The sequence below is a fragment of the Maribacter sp. MS6 genome, assembly GCF_056839185.1.
Window position 1 is genome coordinate 3592754 of the sequence record NZ_CM166389.1, and the last position, 22415, is coordinate 3615168.

Annotated in this window: 19 protein-coding genes; 15 read left to right on the forward strand and 4 right to left on the reverse strand. The window is 40.0% G+C overall.

Annotated elements, in window-relative coordinates; all coding sequences use genetic code 11:
• Positions 1-67 precede the first annotated feature (67 nt).
• The gene (locus tag MS6x_RS15745) at positions 68-3346 is read left to right on the forward strand and encodes a WD40/YVTN/BNR-like repeat-containing protein (protein ID WP_482603405.1); all 3279 of its coding nucleotides are present in this window, start codon (positions 68-70) and stop codon (positions 3344-3346) included.
• Between the two features lie 20 nt (positions 3347-3366).
• Here MS6x_RS15745 and MS6x_RS15750 read toward each other — a convergent pair whose 3' ends face one another.
• Positions 3367-4824 (reverse strand): sodium:solute symporter, encoded by a 1458-nt coding sequence (locus tag MS6x_RS15750; protein ID WP_482603406.1) that lies wholly within the window; start codon positions 4822-4824, stop codon positions 3367-3369.
• A 68-nt stretch (positions 4825-4892) separates the two neighbouring features.
• On the opposite strand from MS6x_RS15750, the gene recR reads away from it, so the two are divergent.
• From recR to MS6x_RS15815, 13 genes are all read left to right on the forward strand, one after another.
• A complete protein-coding gene (recR, locus tag MS6x_RS15755) occupies positions 4893-5513 on the forward strand; it encodes a recombination mediator RecR (RefSeq protein ID WP_482603407.1) in 621 nt (206 codons plus the stop codon).
• A 91-nt stretch (positions 5514-5604) separates the two neighbouring features.
• Positions 5605-6969 carry a dihydrolipoamide acetyltransferase family protein gene (locus MS6x_RS15760; protein WP_482603408.1) on the forward strand — a complete coding sequence of 455 codons (1365 nt, stop codon included), beginning with the start codon at positions 5605-5607 and terminating at the stop codon, positions 6967-6969.
• 96 nt (positions 6970-7065) lie between these two features.
• Positions 7066-8325 carry a hypothetical protein gene (locus MS6x_RS15765; RefSeq protein ID WP_482603409.1) on the forward strand — a complete coding sequence of 420 codons (1260 nt, stop codon included), beginning with the start codon at positions 7066-7068 and terminating at the stop codon, positions 8323-8325.
• A gap of 107 nt (positions 8326-8432) precedes the next feature.
• The gene (locus tag MS6x_RS15770; RefSeq protein ID WP_482603410.1) at positions 8433-9209 is read left to right on the forward strand and encodes a 3'-5' exonuclease; all 777 of its coding nucleotides are present in this window, start codon (positions 8433-8435) and stop codon (positions 9207-9209) included.
• 110 nt (positions 9210-9319) lie between these two features.
• A complete protein-coding gene (locus tag MS6x_RS15775; protein ID WP_482603411.1) occupies positions 9320-9931 on the forward strand; it encodes a fumarylacetoacetate hydrolase family protein in 612 nt (203 codons plus the stop codon).
• Positions 9931-10269, forward strand: a complete 339-nt coding sequence (locus MS6x_RS15780) for an Hpt domain-containing protein (protein ID WP_482603412.1) — start codon at positions 9931-9933, stop codon at positions 10267-10269. The genes MS6x_RS15775 and MS6x_RS15780 overlap by 1 nt, the downstream gene beginning before the upstream one ends.
• On the forward strand, positions 10269-11516 hold the full coding sequence (locus MS6x_RS15785) for a competence/damage-inducible protein A (RefSeq protein ID WP_482603413.1): 1248 nt from the start codon (positions 10269-10271) through the stop codon (positions 11514-11516). Before MS6x_RS15780 ends, MS6x_RS15785 begins: the two co-directional genes overlap by 1 nt.
• Before the next feature lie 69 nt (positions 11517-11585).
• Positions 11586-11822 carry a 50S ribosomal protein L28 gene (gene rpmB, locus MS6x_RS15790; protein WP_379934592.1) on the forward strand — a complete coding sequence of 79 codons (237 nt, stop codon included), beginning with the start codon at positions 11586-11588 and terminating at the stop codon, positions 11820-11822.
• A gap of 21 nt (positions 11823-11843) precedes the next feature.
• Positions 11844-12026 carry a 50S ribosomal protein L33 gene (gene rpmG, locus MS6x_RS15795; protein WP_027075265.1) on the forward strand — a complete coding sequence of 61 codons (183 nt, stop codon included), beginning with the start codon at positions 11844-11846 and terminating at the stop codon, positions 12024-12026.
• Between the two features lie 39 nt (positions 12027-12065).
• Positions 12066-12218, forward strand: a complete 153-nt coding sequence (locus tag MS6x_RS15800) for a DUF4295 domain-containing protein (protein ID WP_482603414.1) — start codon at positions 12066-12068, stop codon at positions 12216-12218.
• An 86-nt stretch (positions 12219-12304) separates the two neighbouring features.
• Positions 12305-13267 carry a signal recognition particle-docking protein FtsY gene (gene ftsY, locus MS6x_RS15805; RefSeq protein ID WP_482603415.1) on the forward strand — a complete coding sequence of 321 codons (963 nt, stop codon included), beginning with the start codon at positions 12305-12307 and terminating at the stop codon, positions 13265-13267.
• Entirely contained in the window at positions 13264-14148 is an 885-nt protein-coding gene (locus MS6x_RS15810; RefSeq protein WP_482603416.1) for a DUF2911 domain-containing protein, read from the forward strand. Before ftsY ends, MS6x_RS15810 begins: the two co-directional genes overlap by 4 nt.
• A gap of 2 nt (positions 14149-14150) precedes the next feature.
• Entirely contained in the window at positions 14151-15827 is a 1677-nt protein-coding gene (locus MS6x_RS15815; RefSeq protein WP_482603417.1) for an amidase family protein, read from the forward strand.
• A 55-nt stretch (positions 15828-15882) separates the two neighbouring features.
• On the opposite strand, the gene MS6x_RS15820 is transcribed toward MS6x_RS15815, so the two are convergent.
• Positions 15883-16971 (reverse strand): serine hydrolase domain-containing protein, encoded by a 1089-nt coding sequence (locus MS6x_RS15820; RefSeq protein ID WP_482603418.1) that lies wholly within the window; start codon positions 16969-16971, stop codon positions 15883-15885.
• A gap of 144 nt (positions 16972-17115) precedes the next feature.
• On the opposite strand from MS6x_RS15820, the gene rimO reads away from it, so the two are divergent.
• Positions 17116-18420, forward strand: a complete 1305-nt coding sequence (gene rimO / locus MS6x_RS15825) for a 30S ribosomal protein S12 methylthiotransferase RimO (RefSeq protein WP_482603419.1) — start codon at positions 17116-17118, stop codon at positions 18418-18420.
• A gap of 154 nt (positions 18421-18574) precedes the next feature.
• Here the strand turns inward: rimO and MS6x_RS15830 are convergent, their stop codons facing one another.
• A complete protein-coding gene (locus MS6x_RS15830; RefSeq protein ID WP_482603420.1) occupies positions 18575-19792 on the reverse strand; it encodes a DUF3999 family protein in 1218 nt (405 codons plus the stop codon).
• A gap of 78 nt (positions 19793-19870) precedes the next feature.
• Positions 19871-22255 (reverse strand): DUF2339 domain-containing protein, encoded by a 2385-nt coding sequence (locus MS6x_RS15835; RefSeq protein ID WP_482603421.1) that lies wholly within the window; start codon positions 22253-22255, stop codon positions 19871-19873.
• Between the last annotated feature and the right edge of the window lie 160 nt (positions 22256-22415).

Here is a 22415-nt window from a genome sequence, read left to right on the forward strand (position 1 = left end):
ACATTTATTAACTTGGTGGGAACAAAATATTTACTGTACTGATTGACCAACCTAAATAAATTTTTTAATGTTCAAAAAAGAGATTTTCGCCCTGTGTAGCTTTGTGTTATTTTGTTTTACTGGTTCAACCGATGGCCTTGCACAAACGACAACTATCGATAAGGTTAAAAAAGCCGTAAATGGTATGGAACTGCGTGGTATTGGTCCTGCTTTTATGGGAGGCCGTATTGCAGACATTGCCATTGATAAAAGCGATTTTAGTACCTGGTATGTTGCCGTAGGTTCGGGAGGGGTATGGAAAACTACCAATAGTGGCATTACCTTTAAACCAATATTCGATGATCAGGCTTCATACTCGATCGGTACGGTTTCCATAGATCCCAGTAATCCGGAAACTGTTTGGGTGGGTACTGGAGAGAATGTAAGTGGTCGCCATGTGGCATGGGGAGATGGTGTATATAAAAGTAGCGACGGTGGTACCACCTGGGAATCCATGGGACTGAAAGAATCGGAACATATTGGTAAGATTTTAATCGACCCTAGGAATAGCGATGTTATTTTTGTTGCAGCGGAAGGACCTTTATGGTCTTCGGGTGGGGAGCGAGGGCTTTACAGAAGTATAGATGGTGGAAAAACCTGGAATCTAGCACTTCAAATTGATGAAAATACCGGGGTTACCGATGTGGAATTTGACCCATCCAATCCAGATGTGCTCTATGCCGCTGCGTATCAAAGACGCCGGCAAACGTGGTCGCTATTGGCGGGTGGACCGCAATCTGGAATTTATAAATCGGTCGACAATGGGGTTAGTTGGAAACAAGTAACCACAGGTTTGCCAAAGGGAGATGTGGGTAAAATTGGCCTAGCCGTTACGCCTGCAAATCCAAAGGTAGTTTATGCCACTATTGAGGCCAATGACGATGAGAAAGGATTTTATAGGTCGATGGATAGGGGTGAAAGCTGGGAAAAACGGAACAGTTATATTTCAGGAGGTACCGGCCCACATTACTATCAAGAAATCGAAGTTTCCAATACCGATCCTGACCTTATTTATCAAATGGATGTTTTCTACCAAGTCTCTAGAGATGGTGGTAAAACCTTCAACTATCTGGGCACGGGTCGTGAAAAACATAGTGATAACCATGCCTTATGGATAGACCCCAATAATGGCAAGCACTTAATTTCCGGAACTGATGGCGGACTCTATGAATCCTTCGATGAAGGAACAACATGGCGCCATTTTCCCAATTTGCCTATTTCGCAGTTCTACAAGGTAGGGGTGGACAATACCGAGCCTTTTTACAATATCGTAGGTGGCGCTCAGGATTTAGGTACCTTGTTAGGTCCGTCACGGAGCACGAACACTGAAGGCGTTCGCAATCAAGATTGGTACGTCCCTTTAGGAGCCGATGGCTATGAATCTGCTTTTGATCCAGAGGACTCTAATACAGTGTATATGGAAATTCAGCAAGGACTGTTACATCGGCTGGATAGACGTACGGAGGAAGTTTTGAATATTCAACCACAACCGGCACCAGGCGATGCCCCGGAACGTTGGAATTGGGACAGTCCTTTGATAATAAGTCCACACAATCATAAGCGACTTTACTTTGGTTCACAACGACTTTGGCGGAGCGATGACCGTGGAAATTCATGGACAGCAATAAGTAACGATCTAACCACTAATACGAACAGGTATGAACTAGAGACTATAGACAGGGTATGGAGTATAGATGCTTTGTACGATACGGGAGCCATGTCCAAATATGCCACCTTGACCGGAATATCCGAATCTCCTTTGGTAGAAGGATTGCTGTATACTGCCTCCGATGATGGTCTGGTGCATGTGAGTGAAGACGGCGGACAGAACTGGCGAAAAACCGCTGCACTTCCCAAAGTACCTACAAGATCTTTTATTAACGATGTAGAGGCATCCAGTCATGATGCAAATGAGTTCTTTGCGGTTGCAGATGCCCACAAGTTTGGCAATTATACGCCTTACGTTTTTGTAAGTCAGGACCGTGGTCGTTCATGGAGGTCCATTGCGGGTGATTTGCCACCAGGTACCATCGTATGGGTGCTAAAGCAAGACCCCGTAGACGAAAATCTATTGTTTATAGGAACGGAGTACGGCATTTATTTTTCCTTCAATAAAGGGGTAAACTGGATAAAATTGGGAGCGGGAACGCCTACCATAGCGTTTCGTGATTTGGAACTACACCCAAGGGACAATGATTTGGTCGGGGCTACTTTTGGTCGTGGTTTTTATATTTTGGATGATTATACGCCGTTACGGCATATAGCAAAGGCGGTACAGAACAATGTTGCAAGCCTCTTCCCGGTGCGCGATGCATGGTGGTACGTGCCTAACGTACCTATGCAGGCCAAGGGAATGCCAGGGCAGGGGAGTACCAGTTTCGCGACAGAGAATCCTCCTTTTGGAGCTGTTTTTACCTACTATGTAGCCGATGTTCCAAAAACGGTAAAGGAAACTCGAAAAACTGCCGAAAAGAAAGCACGGGAAGCTAATGCCAGTATTCCGTTTCCGGGTTGGGAACGTCTACAGGAAGAATCTGCGGATGAAAAGCCACAGACCTTATTGCTGATCAGTGATAAAAACAACACCCCTATTCGTTGGATCAAAGGAGAGGCAAAAGAGGGATTACACCGCACCAATTGGGATTTAAAACTGTCCCCGCCGGACCCGATAGATTTGAGTACTCCTGACTTTGTGCCGCCTTGGGCAGGAGATGCGGAAGGACCTTTGGCCGCGCCGGGAACCTATAGCGTAAGTTTGTATATGCTGCAAAATGGAAAGTTGCAACAGGTAGGAGCCCCTCAGCAATTTAAGTTAAAACCTACACCAAATACGCCGTCTGATATCGATTTTGAAGTAGTTGCTAAATTTCAGGAAAAAACCAATGCCTTGTTGAAAGACATGTACGGCGCCAGTTCCAAGATAGGGGAAGTGGGCAATCGAATCCGGTATATGAAGGCGGCATTATTGGAAACGCCAAAGGCAAATGCAGTATTATTTTCGGGATTAAAAACCTTGGAAACCAAACTAGCGGAACTCCGGGAGCGACTATACGGACATCCCATCAAAAACAAGTTCAATGAGGCCACTGCACCGTCAATCATGTCTCGTGCAGGCTCGGTAGCCTACGGACATTGGGAAACACGGCAGCTACCAACGGAAACGCAAAAGGAGAATATGCGCATCGCCGAAACCGATTTCAATACCTTTAAAACCGATAGCAAAGCCTATTTTAAGGAGCTGATGCAGTACGAGGCCAAGTTACAAGCCGCGGGTGCACCGTATACGCCGGGGAGGGAGATGGATTAATAGTCGGTTTAGTGTGATGCTTATTTTTTTCTAATTAACCAAAGCCCAATAAAAGTCAATAAACCATTGAGGGGAAGGAGCTCGTAGCCGAATTCGTAGCCACCTAAAGCTTCTACCGGTAGTTTTCCTAGGATAACGATAACAGTTAAAGAGGCCAGTGCAACTAGCCACACATAGTTATCCTTTACTTGATGTTTGGTAAATATTCCAAAGGAGAAAAGCCCTAATAAAGGTCCGTAGGTATAGGAAGCTACGGTGAGGAGTCCGTCTATGACGTTGCGGTCTAAAATGTATTTAAAGGAAATAACCACTAGTATCAATAAGACACTCATTCCAATATGGGTGCGTTGCCGAATGGTTTTCGCTTCTTTTTCCGATTTCTTCTCCGTTCCCAAAAAATCGATACAAAAAGAAGTGGTCAATGATGTTAATGCGCTATCCGCACTACTATACGCTGCGGCAATAAGGCCGAGCATAAAGGTAATGGCAACGGTCATACCCAGTCCGCTATTGAGGGCTATTTCTGGAAATAGTAGATCGGTTTTTGGCTGCCCGTCCATAAGTGGTATTCCTATCTGATATTTGTCGGCATAAATGAACAATAGCGCACCTAAAAGCATAAAGACAAAGGTGACAACCACTAGCACCACGCTAAAGGATACCATGTTCTTTTGGGCATCTTTCAAATTTCTACAGGTGAGGTTCTTTTGCATCATATCCTGATCTAAGCCTGTCATGCAAATGGTAACGAACATCCCTCCCAAAAAGGATTTCAGTAAATGATTTTTGGTGAACAAATCATCTGTAAAAATGGTTTTACTAAAGCTGGATAGTTCTTGAGATGCAAGGAAGTCGGCAAATGTCCATTCTAACTTGTTAAGGATAAAATAAATTGATAATCCAACCGAAACCAGCATAAATAGGGTTTGAAGGGTATCGGTCCAAACAATTGTTTTGATTCCACCTTTGAAGGTATATATCCAAATCAGTAAAATGGATAATACTACCGTAATTTCATAGGGTACGTTCCATGCATCAAATACAAATTGTTGTAGCACAATAGCGACCAAAAACAATCGGAAAGCAGCACCTAATACGCGCGAAACAAAAAATGAAATAGCGCCAACCTTATAGCTTACAAATCCAAAACGGTCATCCAAAAATTGATAAATCGAAGTAACGTTTTGTTTGTAGTAAATAGGGAGGAGTACGTAGGCAGTAATCAAATAACCTACAAAATAACCAAACACCACTTGCAGGTAACTGAACTGAGAGCTGTCTACCCATCCCGGAACGGAAATAAAGGTGACACCCGAGAGCGAAGCGCCCACCATACCAAAGGCCACTAAATACCAAGGCGACTGTTTTCCAGCTTTAAAAAAATCCTCGTTAGTATCATTTTTACCGGTAAAATAGGAGATAAGTAAGAGGAGGGCAAAGTAGCCACCTATGAGCAAAAGAATATGCAGGGAGGTCATTTGAAATTATTTTAGGGCAAAGTACAAAAAGTAAAAATAGTGCGTAATTTTACCCGAAACTTGTATGCATGGAGTTTTCTTCAAAATTATTGGAAAATGCGGTCTATGAAATGTCACAATTACCAGGTATAGGTAAACGTACGGCCTTGCGGTTGGTACTGCATTTATTAAAGCAGTCTGAGCGGCAGACGGAGCAATTATCGAATGCACTTACGGTATTGCGCAGTACAGTACGTTTTTGTAGTAACTGCCACAATATTTCAGATACAGAGTTATGCGAGATTTGTGCGAACCCCAAGAGAGATGGTTCACTGGTATGTGTAGTAGAGGATATTCGCGATGTCATGGCGATTGAAAATACAGGTCAGTATAGGGGTAAATACCATGTTTTGGGCGGTAAAATATCACCTATGGAAGGTATTGGTCCCCAAGATTTGACAATTTCGTCCTTAGTTGCGAACATTAAGGAGGGCGAAATAAACGAGCTCATATTTGCGTTAAGTTCTACGATGGAAGGGGATACGACGAATTTTTATATTTTTAAACAAATAGAAGGTATGGAAATACGTACCTCTACCATTGCAAGGGGGATTGCAGTTGGCGATGAGTTGGAATATGCAGATGAGGTGACGCTGGGTAGGAGTATTTTGAATAGGGTGCCTTTTGAAGGTTCATTTAGAACTAATTAAAGGATATAAGACTGACATAAAATCAGTAAATAACTCTAATTTTTATTATTTTTGCAAAAATAACGAACAAAAGCACTTATAAATTATCGATATGTCAAAATTTGAATTGAAGCTACCGCGAATGGGAGAAAGTGTTGCAGAGGCAACATTGACGTCATGGTTGAAGGAGGTCGGGGATACTATTGAAATGGACGAAGCTATTTTTGAAATTGCTACAGATAAGGTAGATAGTGAGGTGCCAAGTGAGGTGGATGGTATCTTAGTAGAAAAGTGCTTTGATGTCGATGACGTGATTAAGGTAGGCGAAACCGTTGCCATTATAGAACTTAGTGGTGATGCACCCGAATCTGAGGTTGAAGCCGTTGAAACAGTTGAAGAAAATTCTGCAGAAGCCGAGGAAATGGTCGCCGCTGCAGAAAAAGCATTGTCCAATGCGCAGGACGCGGTTAGTGGCCCTGTACCGGACTATGCAAGTTCGGAACGTTTTTATTCTCCGCTGGTAAAGAATATCGCGAAAGAAGAAGGGGTTTCGTTTGATGAATTGGAACGTATTTCTGGAACGGGAAAAGACGGTCGTGTGACCAAGAACGATATTTTGGCATATGTGTCAACTAAAAAATCCGCACCTAGTGCTCCAGTAAAAACAACGGAAAAGGCAACAGAAACGAAAGAAGTAGCTGCTCCTGTTGTCAAAAATACGCTTGAAACAACCGAAAAAACAACTCAGGCTCCTGCAAAAGTTGCACAAGGAGACGAAGTAATTGCCATGACCCGCATGGGCAAATTGGTGTCCAAACACATGGTAGATAGCGTGGCCACATCCGCTCATGTGCAAAGTTTTATAGAAGTAGATGTGACCAATATTGTTAATTGGAGAACGAAAATGAAATCTGCCTTTGAGAAGCAAGAAGGTGAAAAACTCACGTTTACCCCTATTTTTATGGAGGCTATTGCCAAAGCCTTAAAGAAATATCCTATGATGAATATTTCGGTTAGCGGCGATTCTGTAATCAAGAAAAAGAATATCAATATAGGGATGGCTGCCGCTTTACCGGATGGCAATCTTATTGTTCCTGTAATCAAGAATGCAGACCAGTTAAACTTAGTAGGAATGGCAAAGGTGGTAAACGATTTGGCAACTCGCTCCCGTAATAATGCCCTAAAGCCAGATGAAGTGCAAGATGGCACATATACGGTGACTAACGTGGGAACTTTTGGTAGTGTTTTTGGAACACCGATCATCAATCAGCCACAGGTAGGTATAATGGCATTAGGTGCCATTCGAAAGATACCTTCTGTTATAGAAACCAGCGAAGGCGACTTTATTGGTATCAGAAGTAAAATGTACCTATCCCATAGTTACGACCATCGTGTGGTCAATGGGGCTCTTGGTAGTATGTTTGCCAAGGCCGTGGCAGACTATTTAGAGGCTTGGGACGTAAATCGCGAGGTTTGATGTTTGGCCAATCTTAAAGGTTGTTCAGCTAATAAGTTTATCGATAGGGCACCTAATATTTTATATTTAGGATTAATTTTGCGCGTAATCGTAAGTATGACAATATCTAATTCTGTGAAATGGGGATTATCCCTATTGTTTTTAATTCTTCTACCTTTTGTTTTAGTAAGCCAGCAGCCACCCTTACCTAAGAATAAGGAAGCACTCAAATTGTTCGTTGAGTGTAATTGTGATAGCAGGTACATTCAACAGGAAATAACATTTGTCCGGCATGTACGTGATCAGGCTCTGGCCAACATTCAACTATTCATCTACGACGTAACTAATGGCTCTGGTGGTAGAACCTATGTGTTGGATTTTAAGGGTACTCGGGATTACGAAGGTTTTGTTAACAAACTATCTTATGATACCAATCCCAATATGACTCCCGATGAGGTGCGGAAAGGTTTGGTAAAACAGATCAAGGTGGGACTGCTCTTGTATCTAATAGAGTCCGATTTGGCCAAGAACATAAGTTACAATATTGACAATCAAGGAGCCAAGGAAATACAGAATATCGATTTTGATGACCCTTGGAACAATTGGATTTTTGAAATCTACGGTGAGGCGCAATTGGACAAGGAAACCAGTAGGAACGAATTTGAATATGAATTTGGATTTGAAAGCGACCGTGTAACTGAAAAATGGCGTATCCGTGCAGATGGCGAATTAAACCAGTCACGGGCAGAATTTGAACAGAATAATGAAACGTTTACAAGTGAACGAATACGCTATTCTATGTATGGTAGCGTGGTACGTAGCTTATCCGATCACTGGTCTGCCGGTATTTTTGCCGGTGCACGCCATAATACCTTTACCAATATAAATGTTTCTGCTGCGATAACTCCCGCTTTGGAATACAATATCTTTCCATATAATGAAGTATTGCGCAGGGAAATTGTTTTTGCGTATCGTGTCGGATATTTTTATAATGATTACATAGACACTACAATTTTTGAAAAAGACGCCGAGGGTATTTTCAACCACTCATTGGACATTCAACTTAACTATCGCCAACCTTGGGGAAATATTTATACTCGGCTTCGAGGTTCTGCATTCTTAGAGGATTTTCAACGTAACCGGATAGAATTGTTCGGGCGCTTGTCCATCCGTATTTTCAAAGGATTGGCAGTTTCGTTCTCTGGTAGTTTTGATGTGATTAGAGATCAAATAAATCTTCCTTCAGGTGATGCTTCACTAGAAGATGTACTTTTGCAGCAAAAACAGATTGCCACAGATTTCGAATTGGGCTTTAGGGTAGGTCTTAGATATACTTTTGGTTCCGCCTTTAATAATATCATCAATCTAAGATTGTAGGCGCTGTGCTATTTATGTCAAAATACATTTAAAAGTATCGACCCAATTATCCTTCCTTTCTATTTCAGACAATTCTCTAAAACCTATATTTGTAAAAAGTCTCAAAGATGGATTTAAAGCTTACCAGACCTATTTGCTTTTTTGATTTGGAAACTACCGGAACAAATGTTGCAAAGGATCGTATTGTAGAAATTGCTATTTTAAAAGTTTTTCCAAATGGTAATAAAGAAAGCAAAACTTGGCTCGTAAACCCTGAGATGACTATACCCGAGGAAGTCATAGCTATTCACGGTATTTCAAACGAAAAAGTAGCCAATGAGCCTACGTTTAAAGAGTTGTCGAAAAAAATTTACAACATGATCAAGGATGCCGATTTGGGCGGTTTTAACTCCGACCGGTTCGATATTCCACTTTTGGCAGAGGAGCTTTTACGTGTGGGTATAGATTTTGACATGAAGAATACCGTTTCCGTAGACGTACAGACTATTTTTCACAAAATGGAAAAACGTACGTTAGCCGCTGCCTATAAATTTTACTGTGACAAGGATTTAACAGATGCACATAGTGCTGCGGCAGATACCAATGCTACTTATGAAGTATTACTTTCGCAATTAGATCGTTACCCAGAATTAGAAAACAATGTAAAAAAATTATCTGAATTTTCGCGAAGAAAACAATCCGTAGATTTTGCCGGTTTTATAGCTTTGGACGAAGAAGATGAAGAGATATTTTCCTTTGGGAAACACAAAGGTAAAAAAGTGCATGACGTTCTGGAGAAAGAACCCGGATATTTTGGTTGGATGTTAAATGCCGATTTTCCATTATACACAAAAAAAATATTGACGCAAATTAAGTTGAGCAAGTTAAATAATAAGTTAGGTTAGCTAAGTTGATTCTTTTTTTGACTATAATTGAACAGTGCGATTACGACATAGTCCATAGTAAAGATAGCGCCAAGAGGAACATAAAAACCTATAAAACGTAATAGCTATAAATGAAAATCATTTGTATAGGTAGGAATTATACCGACCATATTGAAGAACTTGAAAATGAAAAACCTAAGGAACCCGTCGTATTTATAAAGCCGGATTCCTCGGTATTACCAAAAGAGCAGGATTTTTATATTCCCGAGTTTTCCGACAACATCCATTACGAAGTGGAGGTGTTGGTAAAAATTAAAAAAGTGGGAAAGCACATAAGCGAATCTTTTGCTCATACCTATTACGATGAAATTGGTTTGGGAATTGATTTTACGGCGAGGGATTTACAAGCAATGCTAAAAGAAAAGGGATTACCGTGGGAAAAAGCTAAAGGGTTCGATGGCGCCGCAGTTATAGGAAAGTGGCTACCTAAAACTGATTTTAAGGATTTGAACAACCTTAACTTTGAGCTAAAAAAGAACGATGAGATAGTTCAATCAGGTAATACAGGTCTTATGCTCTGGAAAATCGACGAACTCATAGCCTATGTCTCCACCTTTTTTATGTTAAAGAAGGGTGATGTGCTTTTTACGGGTACGCCTGCCGGTGTTGGGAAAGTAGCTGCAAATGATTATCTTTCCGGCAGTTTGGAAAACAAGGAACTTTTTAACTTAAGAATAAAATAATGATTTACAGTCTTGATAAAATTAATGAGATGGCAGAAGGTGATCAGGATTTTATTAATTCTGTAGTTTCTGTTTTTTTAGAAGAGGTTCCAGAAGATTTGTTGGCTTTGGAAACCGCATTGGAGGAAAATAATTATCAAATGGTCTATCAGTTGGCACACAAAATAAAGCCTAATGTAGATTTATTGGGAATGGAACAGACCCGAGCTGCTGCTTTGGAGATAGAAACACTGGGTAAAAGCGAATCTAATATGGAAGAAATCAAACGGATTTTTCCTTCATTAAAGAACGATATACATCAGGTTGTTTCCGAATTAAAAAACGACTTTGACTGCTAATGACTGCAGAAATAATTACCATTGGTGATGAAATACTTATCGGTCAGATTGTAGATACCAATTCTGCTTTTATCGCTAAGGAACTCAATAAAATAGGGGTATCAGTCTACCAGATAAGTTCGGTACAAGATGAGAAAGAGCATATTCTTAGTGCCTTGGCCGAAGCAAAATTAAAAGTTGATATTGTAATTGTTACCGGAGGGCTCGGCCCTACAAAGGATGATATTACCAAGCATACCTTTTGTACTTTTTTCAATGATGTAATGGTCGAAAACAAAAGTGTGTTAGACCATGTAGAATATCTTTTTGCTAAACATATCTCCACCCCAATATCAGATTTAAACCGAAAGCAGGCACTATTGCCTAGTAAGGCAGAAGTACTTCACAATGCCCATGGTACGGCTCCTGGTATGTGGATTCATGAAGACGATACCACCTATATTTCCCTGCCTGGTGTTCCGTTTGAAATGAAGAATTTGATGAAGGCAGAAGTGTTGCCTAAATTGACGGCATTTTACGAGCGTCCTCATATTGTCCATAGAACCGTGGTTACTTATGGACTAGGGGAAAGTGCCATAGCACAGAAAATTGAAACTTGGGAAGATGAACTGCCGGTTTTTGTAAAACTTGCCTATTTGCCCAATTTAGGAAAGGTTAGGTTGCGACTTACAGCTAAGGGCCCGGACTTTAAGGTGTTGATGGCAGCTATAGAAATGGAATATAAAAAGTTGCTACCCTTGCTAGGTGATATTGTCTATGGTATCGAAGACGAGGAAACAATAGAGGAAGTGGTAGCTAAAATGCTTACGGATAAAGGTGCTTCCTTGGCTACGGCAGAGAGTTTTACAGGAGGTAAAATTGCTGCTAAACTTACTGCCATACCGGGAGCATCCGTTTATTTTAAGGGGAGCGTGGTAAGTTATGCGACAGAAACTAAAATAAGGGTGTTAAACGTTCCCGAAAAGTTAATAGCCGAATATTCTGTAGTTAGCGAACAAGTAGCGGTTATGATGGCGGTTGGCGTACAGGAATTAATGAAAACCGATTTTGCCATTGCAACAACGGGCAATGCAGGTCCCGCCAAAGGAGACTCGGATGCAGAGGTTGGAACGGTCTGTATCGCTATAGCTACTCCAGAAGATGTTTTTGTAGAAAAATTTCAAATGGGAACCCATAGAGATCGGATTGTACAAAAGTCTGTAAATAAGGCCTTTGAACTACTTCAAAAAGAAATTGCAAAAATGTGAAGTAGAATGTTGTCGGAAAGATAAAAATGATATAAATTTGCACCCTGTTTAAAAGAAAAATTCGACACAATGTCTAAAGTTTGTGAAATTACCGGAAAGAGAGCGATGTTCGGAAATAACGTTTCCTTCTCTATTAATAAGACCAGAAGAAGATTTGATGTAAATCTTTCTAAAAAGAGATTTTATATTCCGGAAGAAGACCGTTGGGTTACCTTAAAAGTATCTGCAAGAGCTTTAAAGAGTATCAACAAGAAAGGTATTTCCGCTGTGTTGAAAGAGGCTAAAGCTAAAGGATTGGTAAAATAATCCCGAAAATTATAGATTACGATGGCAAAAAAAGGCAATAGAATACAAGTAATTTTAGAATGTACCGAGCATAAAGAGTCGGGACAGGCTGGCACTTCTAGGTATATTACTACCAAGAACAAGAAAAACACTCCAGAAAGGATGGAAATTAAAAAATTCAATCCTATTCTAAAGAGAATGACAGTTCATAAAGAAATTAAATAAGTTTTCGTTAGAACGGAAACGACAACAAAATAAATAGTCATGGCAAAGAAGACCGTAGCAAGTTTACAAACAAGTTCCAAAAGATTAACAAAAGCTATCAAGATGGTAAAATCACCAAAATCTGGTGCTTATGTTTTTGTTGAGTCAGTTATGGCACCAGAATTGGTAGATGCTTGGATTGCAAAAAAGTAATACAACATTAATTAAAAGTTATTAAGCCTCTTTCTTACGGAAGGGGCTTTTTAATTTTTATATTTGAGTTATTATTACATACTACAATGAGTTTATTTAAAAAGATATTTTCTTCCCAAAAGAAGGAAAGTTTGGATAAAGGTCTAGAAAAAAGCAAAACAAGCTTCTTTTCTAAGCTAGGCAAGGCGGTTGCCGGAAAGTCCAAGGTAGATGATGATGTACTGGATAACTTGGAAGAAGTTTTAGTTTCCTCCGATGTTGGTGTGGACACCACCTTAAAGATTATTGAGCGTATTGAAGCCAGGGTGGCCAAGGATAAGTACATGGGTACTGACGAATTGAATGGAATACTACGAGAAGAAATAGCTGGCCTATTATCGGAGACCCATACAGGGGATGCTACAGAGATTCAAGTGCCAAAAGACAAAAAGCCTTATGTGATTATGGTCGTAGGTGTAAATGGTGCGGGCAAAACAACAACCATAGGTAAATTGGCTTATCAGTTAAAGAAACAAGGTTATAAAGTGGTGTTAGGAGCTGCAGATACCTTTAGGGCTGCTGCAATTGATCAGTTACAGGTCTGGGCAGACCGTGTTGGCGTACCCATAGTAAAACAGCAAATGGGAAGCGATCCGGCTTCTGTAGCGTTTGACACGCTTAGTTCTGCAGTTACCCAAGATGCAGATGTGGTGATAATTGATACCGCGGGTCGCTTACATAACAAAGTAAACTTGATGAATGAATTGACCAAGGTGAAGCGGGTAATGCAAAAAGTAGTAGAAGGAACACCGCATGAGGTATTATTGGTATTGGACGGATCCACCGGGCAAAATGCCTTTGAACAGGCCAAGCAATTTACCAAAGCTACGGAAGTAACAGCTTTAGCGGTTACAAAACTGGACGGTACCGCAAAAGGTGGTGTTGTGATAGGAATTTCCGACCAGTTTCAAATTCCTGTAAAATATATTGGGGTAGGTGAGGGTATAGAGGATTTACAGGTATTTAATAAGTATGAGTTTGTCGATTCTTTCTTTACTATAAACGATTGAAGATTTTCGTATTTTTAGCGGCCCTAAGTATCTACACCGTTTCTTGGTCTCAATTAGAACATCCAAAGGCAAGTCCTTTTTCTAAAATTGAACAACAAGTGGGTTTGGCAAAGATCGGCATAGCATATTCCAGACCGGCCGCAAGGGGAAGATTAATTTTTGGTTTTGATAGTAATGGGCTTCCAGGCTTGGTTCCTTATGGTCGTATTTGGCGCGTTGGAGCCAATGCTTCTACTAAGATTACTTTTGATACTGATGTAATGGTTATGGGAAGTCCCATTAAAAAGGGAATGTATGCCCTTTATGCTTTCCCGTCTGAAGGCGAATGGGAAATCGTTTTTCACAAGAATACCACGCATTGGGGAGACGGTAGATTGGATTACGACCCTGATGAAGATGCACTAAGAGTTACCGTTACGCCTACCAAGGTTTTAGATTTTCAAGAGAATTTTTTAATTTCATTCGATGCGCTTACACATGATTCTGTGAATATGGTTTGGCATTGGGCAACTACTAAAATCAATATTCCTATTGTAGTGAATACCCAAGAAATCATGGAGCAGCAGATTCGGCTACAACTCACTAATAGTCCAACTGCGCAGACCTACTATGAAATTGCACGTTATTATCAAGAGCAAGGAATACAAACTACCCTAGCTTTGGATTATGTAAACGAAGCATTGAAATTGGGAGGTGAAACGTATTATTTTTATCGTATTAAATCCTTGCTCCTTGCAAAACTAGGCATGTACAAGAAGGCGATTGTATCCGCGAAGAAATCTCAGGATTTGGCGCAATCGTTAGGTAAAGACGAGTTTGTGCGTATAAACCAAATAAATATTAGGGATTGGAAAAAACTGTATACTACAAATACCGATTAGTAATGAAAAATATACTGCTTCTACTCTTTTTAGTAATTCTTGGATCTTGTAAACAGGATAATGCAAAAACTAACGAAACCCTTCGTATTTGGGAGCCTTATGATGATGCTGCCGATGTGAAAGCCAATGCCGATCACGAAAAAGAGCGCATGCGATATTCTATGATTCAATCTAAAGTTTTGGATAAGAACGATGTATTTCTTCCGCTGTACGAGGAAGTATCCAAAATGACTAAAGAATCTTATGAGACACTAAAACCATTGATTTTAGAGCAAGACATTTTTTCGATTCAAAATAGTATTGAAGAGGGATCGTTGACGTATGAGGATCTGGTCTTGTTTTTTTTATATCGCATATATACGTTTGAATTGGATAATAAAACTACATTAAATACTATACTGGCATTAAATGAGAATGTCCTTGACAAAGCTAGGGCTTTGGACCTACTCGTCAAAAAGGGTATGGTACCTGAGTCCAAACATCCTATCTACGGCATGCCCATTCTTTTGAAGGACAATATTAATACTGCTGGAATGAAAACTACGGCTGGCAGTATTGCCTTGATTGATAACGAAGTGGAAGATGCCTTTATCGTAGAGCGACTGAAAAAAAATGGTGCATTGATCCTCGGAAAGGTAAACTTGAGCGAATGGGCCTATTTCCTATGCACCGGTTGCCCTGTCGGGTACAGTGCGGTTGGTGGTCAAACTATGAATCCTTATGGCCGTGGTTTGTTTGAAACAGGCGGTTCCAGTTCTGGTAGTGGTACGTCTGTAGCGGCCAATTATGCCGTTGCGGCTGTAGGCACCGAAACATCTGGGTCTATCTTATCGCCCAGTAGTCAAAATTCTGTAGTGGGTTTAAAACCTACCATCGGCTTATTGAGTCGCTCTGGAATCGTTCCTATTTCCAGTACGCTCGATACGCCTGGCCCTATGACTAAAAACAGTATCGATGCTGCCATTTTGTTGTCCGCTATGACTGGTTATGACGCGTTGGACGGAGCTTCGGTTCAAGAAAATTTTCCCGGAATTGTATCTGCCGGATTACATCCTACGGATTTCAAGGAAATGCGACTTGGAGCTTTCTCGTCTCTGCTCGAAAGCGATTCTATTTATAGGTCTACTATAGAACAATTGAGAAATCTAGGGGCTGAAGTCATTGAATTTACCCCTCCAGAGATTTCCATGGAAGGATTTCGAAGCATACTGAATATTGATATGCGAAACGATTTACCTGTATATCTTGAAACTAATACCGATCCTGAAAAGGTCAAAATCAAAAGTATTTCGGATGCAGTGGCTTTTAATTCGGCCGACTCACTCATCAGAATTCCTTACGGACAAGCCCTTTTTCACGGAATTTTAATGGATACAACAAGTAATATCGGGTTGGAGGAAATCAAGCGAAACTTACAAACAAACGGGCGTAGTTTTTTCGATACCGTAATGGATACACATAATTTAGATGCCGTACTATCTATTAACAACTATCATGCAGGTTATGCAGCTGTGGCGAAGTATCCTGCGCTCACAGTGCCAATGGGGTATAAGAATTCGGGAGAGCCTATAAGTCTTACTTTTATAGCAAACCAATTTAAAGAAGCGCAGCTGTTGCGATTGGGCGCGGCTTATGAAAAAGCTTTTCCAAAACGAAAAATGCCTGTTGGTTATGAATAGCCATGCCATCTATGTGTTTTAATAATGTGGTACAGTAGTTTTTTTTGCTAAAAAATCAGTTGATAACATTATTTATATAACCCCAAAGTTCATCATCAAAGCTGGAAGGACCTAGGGTGTCTATTCCCGTTTCTTCTCCCATTCTAACAATTACGATATCTTGATTGGGTACAATGTATAATTTTTGGTCGTTTTTACCGAGTCCGGCGTAAAGGTCGTTCGGAGCATTGGGGATTAGTGCTCTATCAAAAACAATTTGCGATTTTGGTATCATGGCACTTTCCTTTCCGTTTAGCCACCACAGGTATCCATAGGATTTGTTCAAATCTTGCGAAGTGTTTTTCATGCTTGTCAAAAAGTCTGTATCCCCCAAAATGGTTGTGCCTTCCCAAACACCATCACGTTGGTTCAAAAGTCCAAAACGCGCCATACTTCTCGCGGTGCTCCAGTAAACGTTATTGGAACCATTGGTGGAAAGCCACTGTCCCGTCATTCCAATCTTGTCCCTCAATTTTAGATTATAATAGTTTTCAAAATCGGTATTAGTGGCGTTTGTAATTACATCTTGTATCAAGGTATAGGGTGCATTGTGATACGACCAACGTGTTCCGGCATCCGAAATATAAACGAGGCAATCCGGCGTTTTACAATCGCCTCTGGTGTCATCCAAACCAGTGGTCATGGTCAACTGGTTCCAGATGCTAATTAAATCTTCTTTTTCTTTGGGAAGAGATGTCCAATTTTCACCCAAATATGCCGACGTTTTATCTGTCAATTGCAGAAAACCTTCTTCGTTAGCAATACCTGAGGTAAAGGCGGTCAATGTTTTTCCTGCCGATGCCCAATACCATGGCGAATCTTTGGTGAACTCTGGTGCATACCATTCAACCGCTATTCTACCGTTTTTTAAGATCAGAAACGCTTTGGTGTCCTTGGATGCTATATACTCCAATAGGGTCGGTAGCGCATCCGTATTCCAGTTTAGTTCGGCTATGGAAATGGTTTCCCAGTCGTCCGACCCAATTGGTGGAAAATAGGCTGAATTGTCGTCAGGGATACTCACTTCTATCTGTTCAGTTTCTGAGGAGCAGCTCACAATAGAAACAGCCAGAGTCAACAAAAATAAAATAGTTCTTCGTTTCATAGCCATAAGTTTTGTCTTGGACACCAATTTGTCCTTTTAGTTAAACGGAAAAAACAAAGAAATCTTGTGAAATAGGTTGTGTTCGGCAGTCATATTGTATTTTTGCACCTCCTTAAACGGCAATTCGTTCCCATAAAAAAAGCTATGCGTACAAAATCACTTAAAAAGAACAAAATCAACGTAGTAACTCTTGGTTGCAGTAAGAATGTTTACGATTCCGAAGTGCTTATGGGTCAGTTGAAAGCAAACAATAAACAGGTAGTTCACGAAGAGGAGGGAAACGTTGTCGTTATTAATACTTGCGGTTTTATTGCCAATGCAAAGGAAGAGAGTGTAAATACGATTTTGGAGTATGTACAAAAGAAGGAAGCTGGTACAGTGGACAAAGTTTTTGTTACTGGCTGTTTAAGTGAACGATATAAACCTGATTTACAAAAAGAGATTCCAAATGTAGATGAATACTTCGGAACCAGCGAGCTCCCCAGTCTTTTAAAAGCATTAGGTGCAGATTACAAACATGAGCTTATAGGTGAGCGTTTGACGACGACACCAAAGAATTATGCATATTTGAAAATTGCCGAAGGATGTGATAGGCCTTGTTCTTTTTGTGCTATCCCATTAATGCGCGGTAAACATAAGAGCAAACCAATGGAAGACTTGGTAACTGAAGCTGAAAAGTTGGCCGCTAAGGGAGTTAAAGAGCTGGTCTTAATCGCTCAAGATTTGACCTACTACGGCTTAGATCTGTATAAAAAGCGGAATTTGGCGGAGCTGTTGGAACATCTAGTTAAAGTAGAGGGTATAGAATGGATACGATTACATTATGCTTTCCCCACCGGTTTTCCAATGGATGTGTTAGAAGTGATGAACCGTGAGCCTAAGGTCTGTAACTACTTGGATATTCCGTTACAGCATATCTCCGATAGTATTTTAAAAAGTATGCGACGGGGCACGACACAGGCCAAAACTACAAAGTTGTTGCAAGATTTTAGGGCTGCCGTTCCAAATATGACTATCCGTACTACTTTAATCGTAGGCTACCCTGGAGAGACAGAAGAAGATTTCCAGACCCTAAAGCAATGGGTAGAAGAAATGCGTTTTGAGCGTTTGGGTTGTTTTACCTACAGTCACGAAGAAAATACCCATGCCTACAACTTGGAGGATAACGTTCCCGAAGATGTAAAACAAGAACGAGCCAATGAGATTATGGAAATTCAAAGCCAAATTTCATGGGAGCTGAACCAACAGAAAATAGGACAAACTTTTCGTTGTATCATTGATCGTAAAGAAGGAAATTATTTTGTGGGCAGAACAGAATTTGATTCGCCCGATGTAGATAACGAGGTGTTGATAGAAGCCGCAAAGCATTACGTGAAACAAGGTGAGTTTGTGGATATAAAGATTACGGAGGCGGCAGATTTTGATCTGTATGGGGAGCCGGTTGCATAACTATCGCAATAATTTATATGGCCTCAATAAAAAACAAACGAATCTAGTTTTGTTTAAGTGGCTGCATGGTATATACTTATGCTTTGCATCAGTATATGATTTTGGAATACGTTAAACGTGATTTGAACTTTTACTTTTATAATACATCTCATACTTACCCCTTCTCCTTCATCATTTTCAAGGTCGCCCCGCCTAGGACTAGAATAATGAGCCCCATAATTCCCCATAGCCACCATTTGTTTTCAAATAAGGGAGATTGGATAGCAATAGTCGGTTTATCAATAATTTCCTCTTTTCCTAACTGCAATGAGGTTATAGTTTCCGGTAGTTTGAAACCGGTCTGTTGTATATCGTATGAAGGGGCGTAAGCCATGGTATTACCAAATGCTAAAAAATAGTTGGCAGGCTGGGTAAAGCGGCCAGTAAGCTCATACGAATATCCCTTAATAGCGACGGAATCGATTATTAACGGTGGATTATCATCGTTTAAAATAGAAATACGCAATTTGCTAATTAGTCTATGTTTAAAAGAGAAAGCTCTTTTTTCTAATGCAGTTAAAGTTCCGGAAAATAGATTTCTGTAGCTGTATTTCCAGCCTTTATCTGTATTGACGCTGTCAACTGCATAAGAAACGCTAATACGTCTGTAAAAGTCATAATCGTCCGTTGTGTTCACTTTTACGTAGCTTATGGGAAAACGGTCTTTGAGATCTACATCGATTAGTGTGGTCTTGCCCTCTTGTGATATGCTAATGTTTTTGGTCTCATAATCTACATACGTAGCAGGAACGGTATTGTTCAATATAATACTGGCCGATTTTAACTTGGGCGTATCCTTTGTTTCTATATGGATTCTGTAATAGGTGTATTGGGTGTCTGGAAAAGTAAGATCTGTGAACATATAATCGGTATGCTCGTTTTTGATAGACAATATCCTGTAATCTTCAACTATGGTGAACCATTGGTTTTGATTCTGACTTCCTTCTAATGTAATGTTCCAATCAAAATTCTCATTTTCAAAAGAAAGCTCAATTTTATTTATGGGGGTATTTACTGGAATGGCGTAGGTATAAAAATAACCGCTGCGATTTGAGGTGCTGTTAATGAGTTTGAAATCCCGAATTTCTTCCGAACCCGATGGTCCTGAGGAGCCTAGAACAAAAGGTACCTCTACAGTATCTTTTTCAGTGGTACCGTAGATACGAATATCTGAGAAATCATCTTTAACCTTGGAAAAGATAGATTTTGGTAGGGTTACCGCATGCCAAGTTTCAGTAGGTTCGCTAATCGGTATCTTATAGTTGTAGTCGCGCAACTGTGCCAAAAGTGTTAGCGGACAAAGGAACAGGAGCAGTATAGTTATGTACTTCATTTTATTAACAGTGATAATGGTTAACGTATTGGTTTCAATTCCGATTGATTGTGACCGACCATCATAAGCAAGTCACCATTAGGCTTTTTCATCTGTAATTTTATGTTTGTACTTGTTGTACAAGAAAGATATGATTAAAAGTAACATCCCTAAGGAAACAAATACTATTGTTTTCGATATTGTGTTCAGCGATGCAATGTCGTAAAAGAATAGTTTTATCAAGGTTATTCCAAAAAGCACAATGGCAGCAATACGGAGATATTGCTTATTTTTCCAAATCCCCAGGACAATCAGAATTAAAGCATAGATTCCCCATAGGATACTTAGACCCAGTTTATAGGATTGATCAGATTCCCCTAGCGCCATCCAATGAATGAGTTCGCTACTTAAAATCCACAAAATAGAAGTATGTAATAGCAACTCAAACGGAATCTTGAAATTAATACGCATAAAATCTCGTTGTATCAATTTATGTACATACCATAGCAGTATTCCAAAAAAGGCAAATGCCACATAGCGTATCCAGATAGAATAATTGGTAATGTTATAATAAGCAAGAAGTTCGCCGTTGAGGTAACTCTCCCGAAGTTCGCTTAGCGTGTATAGGCCACCAGTCAAAAAGATGCTTCCTGCAAAAATTGCGAGTACCAAGGTGGTAATACCAAGGATTCTATTCTTTAACTTAGCCATATTCACCATAGCCATTAGCGTGATAAACAGTAAGGTGTAATTAATGAGCCAAACACTTTTAAAGTCGTTTAGGTCGTAATTGTAATTGGTTAGGTCGTAGCCATCGGTATCCTGAATCACTAGTTCAGATGCATGGAACAACTTTGAAAAGTAATATTCCACTTCAAGGTAAAAGGTGCAGTAAAGTACAAAAACCAGAGCGCTTGGGATGGCGAAGTTCATAACCTTGGCGATAAACGGTTTCTTTCCATTGGCCAAAATCAAATCATGCTTCTGTAGAACCCAATTCACAAATCCAAATGCAAGAAGGAGCAAGATAGATGTTAAAAATGTACTATTAAGAATGCTAGTAAGTGGTTCAGTGGCTTCATTGTAAAGGTAATTCATGCCGTAGGCGTCTCCCCAATCTTCAATAAGGCTAAAGAAGGCCAACACAAGTAAAGGGTAGGACATGTACTCGTAGGCCTTCACCTTTCTAGTCCTACCTATCCAGAACAATAATGCAGCTTCCGCAGCCCATAACAGTGTAACCCAGTTACCATCTAATTGAACCGGTATGGCTATAGTAATAAACGTGAGCACTAAACCAGCAGCCAGATAGAACAAGTTTTGATCGCCCAGTTTCTTTTTATAAATAAGTGTAGTTACACCAAAATGCACGATGCCATTGGCCAGTGTAAATAATCCTAAGAGTTGAGCACCTGTTTCATTTTCTTCTAATAAACTGTATCCCAAACCATAAAAGATAAAGGAATTTAGCAAGAGCATAAAAATATCCGATACTTTGAATTTTTCGGACTTTATTAATTTATAGCCTAGGAAAGTAGCATAGAATATTAGGAAAAATACAGTTAAGAAAACCAAGGCCATTTGATAGTCTTGATCAGCTTGGTAGGAGAACATGCGCCAGACCAAATAGCTTAACCATGTAAAGGCGAAGGATACATAATAAAGCGTCTTCCAATACTTTCTGAGAGAAATAAAGAGAATACCCAAATTAATTAAGGCAATATAGCTGAACAGAATTGTAATGTTCCCAGAATCGTTACTCAGTAAAAATGGCACGGCATAAGCGCCTACCAAACCAATATGCGCTATAATTTGTTTGTTATAGTTCAAGGATGCCACAACACCAAAAACGGTAATCAAAAGCATGAGGGCAAAGGCAAATGCTTGTGGAAAAAGTTCATAAAAGCTATAGCCGGCGAATGTAATAAAATACATGATTGCCAAGGCACCACTAACCAATACCGCGCTGTAACTAGTGTATTTTCTTTTTAGTTTTATACCGAAACCAATTAGTCCCAAACCAAGCACATAGCCCAAAATAATACGTGTTAGTGGGCTGATAAGATTATTCTCTATAGAATATTTTGCCCCAATGACCACACCGATAATGGTAATAAGAATCCCTATTTTATTGATGAGGTTCTCGCCGATGAATTTTTCCAGATTGGATTTTCCTTTTGATTTCTTTTGTGCAGCTACAAGGGGTTCGGCTACGGGTGCTTTTGGAGTTTCTTTAATCTTGGTATTTGCAAAATCAATCGTTACATCGTTTTCTTCTTTTACATTTGAAGTGGGAGAGGTTTCTGTAGGTTCTTCAAAGGCCTCTTGAATACTAATATTTTCAGTAGTATCCATAGGGCGGTTCCGAAGCTCCAGTATCTCCCTTTTTAGTTCTTTAACTTCTAAAGAAAAATTTTCTTGCTTGCGCAATAATAGCTCCAGTTTCTCTAAAAGCTTGCCTATATGTTCTTGGTCTTTGGCCATATTCGTTTGGTTTTTCAGCGTTCTCCTATCGCTTCATAAGAGGAGTTATAACGATATAAGTTCAATTATGTTGGCAAGATAATGGTGTTTTTATACTGGTATATCCCTGAATACAGTGTAATATACTGGTAACGTAACCCTTTACAGAAACGACAATCGA

Bases quoted from the DNA above. Each gene is read 5' to 3' on its own strand.
- MS6x_RS15750 (WP_482603406.1), bottom strand. From the start codon at position 4,824: ATGACCTCCCTGCATATTCTTTTGCTCATAGGTGGCTACTTTGCCCTC.
- MS6x_RS15780 (WP_482603412.1), top strand. From the start codon at position 9,931: ATGATTTACAGTCTTGATAAAATTAATGAGATGGCAGAAGGTGATCAG.
- rpmB (WP_379934592.1), top strand. From the start codon at position 11,586: ATGTCTAAAGTTTGTGAAATTACCGGAAAGAGAGCGATGTTCGGAAAT.
- MS6x_RS15770 (WP_482603410.1), top strand. From the start codon at position 8,433: ATGGATTTAAAGCTTACCAGACCTATTTGCTTTTTTGATTTGGAAACT.
- MS6x_RS15760 (WP_482603408.1), top strand. From the start codon at position 5,605: ATGTCAAAATTTGAATTGAAGCTACCGCGAATGGGAGAAAGTGTTGCA.
- rimO (WP_482603419.1), top strand. From the start codon at position 17,116: ATGCGTACAAAATCACTTAAAAAGAACAAAATCAACGTAGTAACTCTT.
- recR (WP_482603407.1), top strand. From the start codon at position 4,893: ATGGAGTTTTCTTCAAAATTATTGGAAAATGCGGTCTATGAAATGTCA.
- MS6x_RS15800 (WP_482603414.1), top strand. From the start codon at position 12,066: ATGGCAAAGAAGACCGTAGCAAGTTTACAAACAAGTTCCAAAAGATTA.
- MS6x_RS15745 (WP_482603405.1), top strand. From the start codon at position 68: ATGTTCAAAAAAGAGATTTTCGCCCTGTGTAGCTTTGTGTTATTTTGT.
- rpmG (WP_027075265.1), top strand. From the start codon at position 11,844: ATGGCAAAAAAAGGCAATAGAATACAAGTAATTTTAGAATGTACCGAG.
- MS6x_RS15785 (WP_482603413.1), top strand. From the start codon at position 10,269: ATGACTGCAGAAATAATTACCATTGGTGATGAAATACTTATCGGTCAG.
- ftsY (WP_482603415.1), top strand. From the start codon at position 12,305: ATGAGTTTATTTAAAAAGATATTTTCTTCCCAAAAGAAGGAAAGTTTG.
- MS6x_RS15835 (WP_482603421.1), bottom strand. From the start codon at position 22,255: ATGGCCAAAGACCAAGAACATATAGGCAAGCTTTTAGAGAAACTGGAG.
- MS6x_RS15775 (WP_482603411.1), top strand. From the start codon at position 9,320: ATGAAAATCATTTGTATAGGTAGGAATTATACCGACCATATTGAAGAA.
- MS6x_RS15820 (WP_482603418.1), bottom strand. From the start codon at position 16,971: ATGAAACGAAGAACTATTTTATTTTTGTTGACTCTGGCTGTTTCTATT.
- MS6x_RS15765 (WP_482603409.1), top strand. From the start codon at position 7,066: ATGACAATATCTAATTCTGTGAAATGGGGATTATCCCTATTGTTTTTA.
- MS6x_RS15830 (WP_482603420.1), bottom strand. From the start codon at position 19,792: ATGAAGTACATAACTATACTGCTCCTGTTCCTTTGTCCGCTAACACTT.
- MS6x_RS15815 (WP_482603417.1), top strand. From the start codon at position 14,151: ATGAAAAATATACTGCTTCTACTCTTTTTAGTAATTCTTGGATCTTGT.